Here is a 4,287-nt window from a genome sequence, read left to right on the forward strand (position 1 = left end):
TGAACCCGCACGACGACGGCATCGGCATCGACGAGTACGTCGACTGGCTGATCGAGGCCGGCTACCCGATCGAGCGCATCGACGACTTCGGGGAGTGGCTGCAGCGGTTCGAGGCCGCGCTGCGCGAGTTGCCGGAGCACCAGCGCAAGCACTCGGTCCTGCAGATGCTGCAAGTCCCGGGCTACAACCAGTTGCAGGCGCCCGAACCGGCCACCGGGGCGTTCGCCCCGACCGATCGATTCCGCGCCGCAGTGCAGGAAGCCAAGATCGGCACGGACAACGACATCCCGCACGTCTCGCCGGCGGTGATCGTCAAGTACGTGACCGACCTGCAGTTGCTCGGCCTGCTCTAGCACGACACCCGGTTCGGGACGGTCCCACGCGGGCCGTCCCGAACCGTGTATCCGGTTTGTCGCTCAAAAACATTCTTTGCGTATCTTTTGTGCGCGGTTAGAGGAGTGCTGTAAGACAGGTGAGACTTTTCGAAACCTCTAGCGCACATTCTCGCCCTCGATTAATCTTTCAGACTGTTGCACTCATGTTGACTAAGTTGGTGGAGAAACTGTGTGTGTCGATCCGTTCGATGACGACATCCGCGGCCCCGGCTTAGTCGGCGACGGGCGGCAACAGGGGCGAGGAACCGCACGCGGATCGCGCCGCGGTCGTGCGCTCCATCACGCGGAACCGAACGGGCATTGCGGAGGGTTCGGTCGAGCGGCTGCAGTCAACCGGGGGTTTGAACGGTGAACCTCATGGTTGGGAAGTTGGATGCAGCTTGGTGAGCAAGCCCTTCCGCTCACGCGCGGCCAACTAGACATCTGGCTCGCGCAGGAGACGGGCCACTCCGGCACGGAGTGGCAGATCGGCCTCTTCGTCCGGATCGACGGCAGGGTCCAACGTGACGCCCTGAAGTGGGCGATCCGCCAAGCGGTTGAAGAAGCCGAACCGGCGCGGGCTTGTTTCGTCGAGGCGGACGGTCAGGTGTTCCAGCGGCCGATCGAATGCTCCGACATCGAGCTGGCTTTCCATGACCTGACCGGTTCGGGCGACGCCATCGAAGAGGCCCGGCGGATAGCGTTGTCGATCCAGCGAACGCCGATGCCGTTGACGGGTCCGCTGTTCAGGTTCGCCCTCTTCCAGACCCGTGCGGACCAGTTTCACCTGTTCGCGTGCTGCCACCACATCATCGTCGACGGAACCGGCGTCGCGCTCGTCGGTCACCGCATCGCCTCGATCTACTCCGCGATCGTCTCCGCCGCCCCCATCCCGCCTGCCGTCTTCGGGTCACTGCGGGACCTTCTCGACTGCGAGTCACGGTACGAAACGTCCGGCGACTACCGCGACGACGAGGCGTACTGGGTGAAGAACCTGCCCGCGATCGACGAGGGACCCCATCAGGCCCCGCGCGCGACGGGTGAGCGCGATCCCTGGCCATCCGCGCCGGTCGCGTTGGACTCCGGCATCCTCCGCCGGGTCCACAAGCTATCCCACGTGTGGGGCGTGTCCCCGACGTCGGTCATCACCGCGGCGTGCGCACTGTTGGTGCGTGGCTGGACCGGCGGTGGCTCGGAGGTGGTCCTCGATTTCCCGGTCAACCGGCGAGTGCGCCCGGAATCGAAGACGCTCCCCGGCATGGTCGCCGGGGTGGTGCCGCTGGTATTGCGCGTGGCGCCCGAACTCACGGTCGCCGATTTCTGCCTGCACGTCGACACCCGGATTCGCGAAGCCATTGAGCATCAACGGTTTCCGGTGCAGGCGTTGGAGCGCAAGGCCCGCGGCCCGGTCGGGCCGCCCGAGCGGGTGAGCGTCAATTTCGTCCCGTCCGATTTCACCCTGCCCTTCGGTGGTGTCACCGCCTCGGCGTCCTACACGAATTCCGGCCAGGCAAGTGGTTTCGGGCTGATCTTCTCCGGCGACGGGGACGGGATCTCCCTGAGCACGGCGGGCGCCTGGGAGCCCCTGTCCAGCTTCGAGGCCGCCCATCTGGCGGGCCGCTTGGAACGGGTGCTGGTGGCGCTGACCGCCGATACGACGCGGCGGTTGCTGTCGATCGACGTCCTCGAAGAGCCAGAGCGGGCCCGCCTGGCCGGGTGGGGGAACTGGGCGGCCGCGGCCGATCGTGCGCCGGGACGGTCGATTCCGGAGTTGTTCGGCGTATGGGCGGAGCGCACTCCCGAGGCGGTGGCGGTGTCGTGTGGGGGCCGATCGTGGTCATACCGCGAGCTGGACGCGGCGTCGAACCGGTTGGCGCGCTGGCTCGTCGGGCATGGTGTCGGTCCGGGGGACTGCGTGGGGTTGCTGGTGCAGCGGTCGGGGGAGGCGGTGATCGCGCTGCTGGGGGTGTTGAAGTCGGGGGCGGCGTACCTGCCGATCGATCCGGGGGTGCCGCCGGGCCGGGCGGAGTTCATGCTCGCCGATTCGGGGGCGGCGGTGGCGGTCGTCGGGCAGGGATTGCGGTCGCACCTGGGTGGGTTCGCCGGCGCGGCGGTGCAGGTTGACGATTCCGCGGTTGCGGCGCAGTCGGGCGCGGGCTGGGTCGGGCCGGGCCCCGACGATGTGGCGCACGTGATTTACACGTCGGGGACGACGGGAGTGCCCAAGGGGGTGGCGGTCACCCATCGCAACGTGACGCAGCTGTTTGCGGCGTTGGCCGGGGGTGACTTGTTGGGTGCGGGACGCGTTTGGACTCAATGCCATTCGTTGGCCTTTGACTTCTCGGTGTGGGAGATCTGGGGTGCGTTGCTGCACGGCGGACACCTGGTGGTGGTGCCCGACGCGGTGACGCGCTGCGGTGACGATCTGCACGAGTTGGTGGTGGGTGAGCGGGTATCCGTACTGACCCAGACGCCGTCGGCGCTCGGCGTGCTCTCGCCTCAAGGGGTGGGGGCGGCGCTGGTGGTGGGGGCCGAGCCGTGCCCCGCGCAGGTGGTGGATCGGTGGGCGCCGGGGCGCGCGATGGTCAACGTGTACGGGCCGACCGAGACCACCATGTGGGTGTCGATGAGCGCGCCGTTGGTGGCCGGGTCGGGGACGCCGGCGATTGGTTCGCCGGTGGCAGGCGCCGCGTTCTTCGTCCTCGACGGGTGGCTGCGGCCGGTGCCGGCCGGGGCGGTCGGGGAATTGTATGTGGCCGGGTCCGGGGTGGGTGTCGGCTATGTGGGCCGCGGCGGGTTGACCGGGTCGCGGTTTGTGGCGTGCCCGTTCGGGGCGCCGGGGGCGCGGATGTATCGGACCGGCGACCTGGTGTGGTGGGGCCCTGATCGGCAGCTGCGCTACGTGGGGCGCGTCGACGAGCAGGTCAAGATTCGCGGGTATCGCATCGAGCTTGGTGAAATCACCGCCGCGCTAGGCGATTTGCCGGGAGTCGAACAAGCGGCAGTGATAGCCCGGGAGGACCGTCCCGGCGACAAACGCCTCGTGGGCTACATCACCGGCACCGCCGACCCCGCCGAATTGCGGGCCGCGCTGGGCGAGCGGCTGCCGGCTTACATGGTCCCGGCCGCCGTCGTCGCCTTGACCAGCTTCCCTCGCTCCCTCAACGGCAAGCTCGACACGCGGGCCCTGCCCCCGCCCGACTACCTCGTCCACGGGTACCGTGCCCCGGCCACCGCGGTCGAAGAGATCCTGGCCGGCATCTACGCCCAAGTCCTCGACGTCGACCGGGTCGGGGTCGACGATTCCTTCTTCGATCTGGGTGGTGACTCGCTGTCGGCGATGCGTCTGGTCGCCGCGGTGAACACCCGCCTGGATGCGGCCCTGTCCGTGCGGGCGCTGTTCGAAGCACCGACGATCGGCCAGCTGGTATCCCGCCTCGACAAGGGCGACGGCCGGCTCGCGCGGGTGGTGGCCGGGTCCCGCCCGGCGGTGGTTCCGCTGTCGTTTGCCCAGTCTCGGTTGTGGTTCCTCGACCAGCTGCACGGATCCTCGCCGGTTCACAACATGGCGATCGCGCTCCGCTTGCGCGGACGACTGCGTGCCGACGTGCTCGGGACGGCGCTGGGCGACGTGGTGGCGCGGCACGAAAGTTTGCGCACCGTCTTCACCGCACCCGACGGCGACCCGCAGCAAGTGGTGCTCCCGGTCGAGTGCGCCGATTTCGGTTGGGAGATCGTCGATGCCGACGGGTGGCAGGCAGGCCGCTTGGTCGAGGCCATCAACAACGTGGCGCACCGCCCCTTTGATTTGTCGGTTGAGATTCCTTTGCGGGCAGCGCTTTTCCGTGTGGGTTGCGATGAGCATGTGTTGGTGGCGGTGGCTCATCATATTGCCGCGGATGGGTGGTCGATT

2 protein-coding genes are annotated in these 4,287 nt (G+C 68.1%); both read left to right on the top strand.

From position 1 onward, the window contains the following. Positions 1–353, top strand: a 353-nt coding sequence (locus A9X03_RS29865; RefSeq protein ID WP_197504927.1) for a hypothetical protein, incomplete at its 5' end; no start/stop codon positions are given. Between the two features lie 415 nt (positions 354–768). Further along, on the top strand, positions 769–4,287 hold a 3,519-nt coding region (locus A9X03_RS17030), incomplete at its 3' end, for a non-ribosomal peptide synthetase (RefSeq protein WP_068262088.1).

This window comes from Mycobacterium sp. E1715 (assembly GCF_001667625.1).
Lineage (GTDB): Bacteria > Actinomycetota > Actinomycetes > Mycobacteriales > Mycobacteriaceae > Mycobacterium.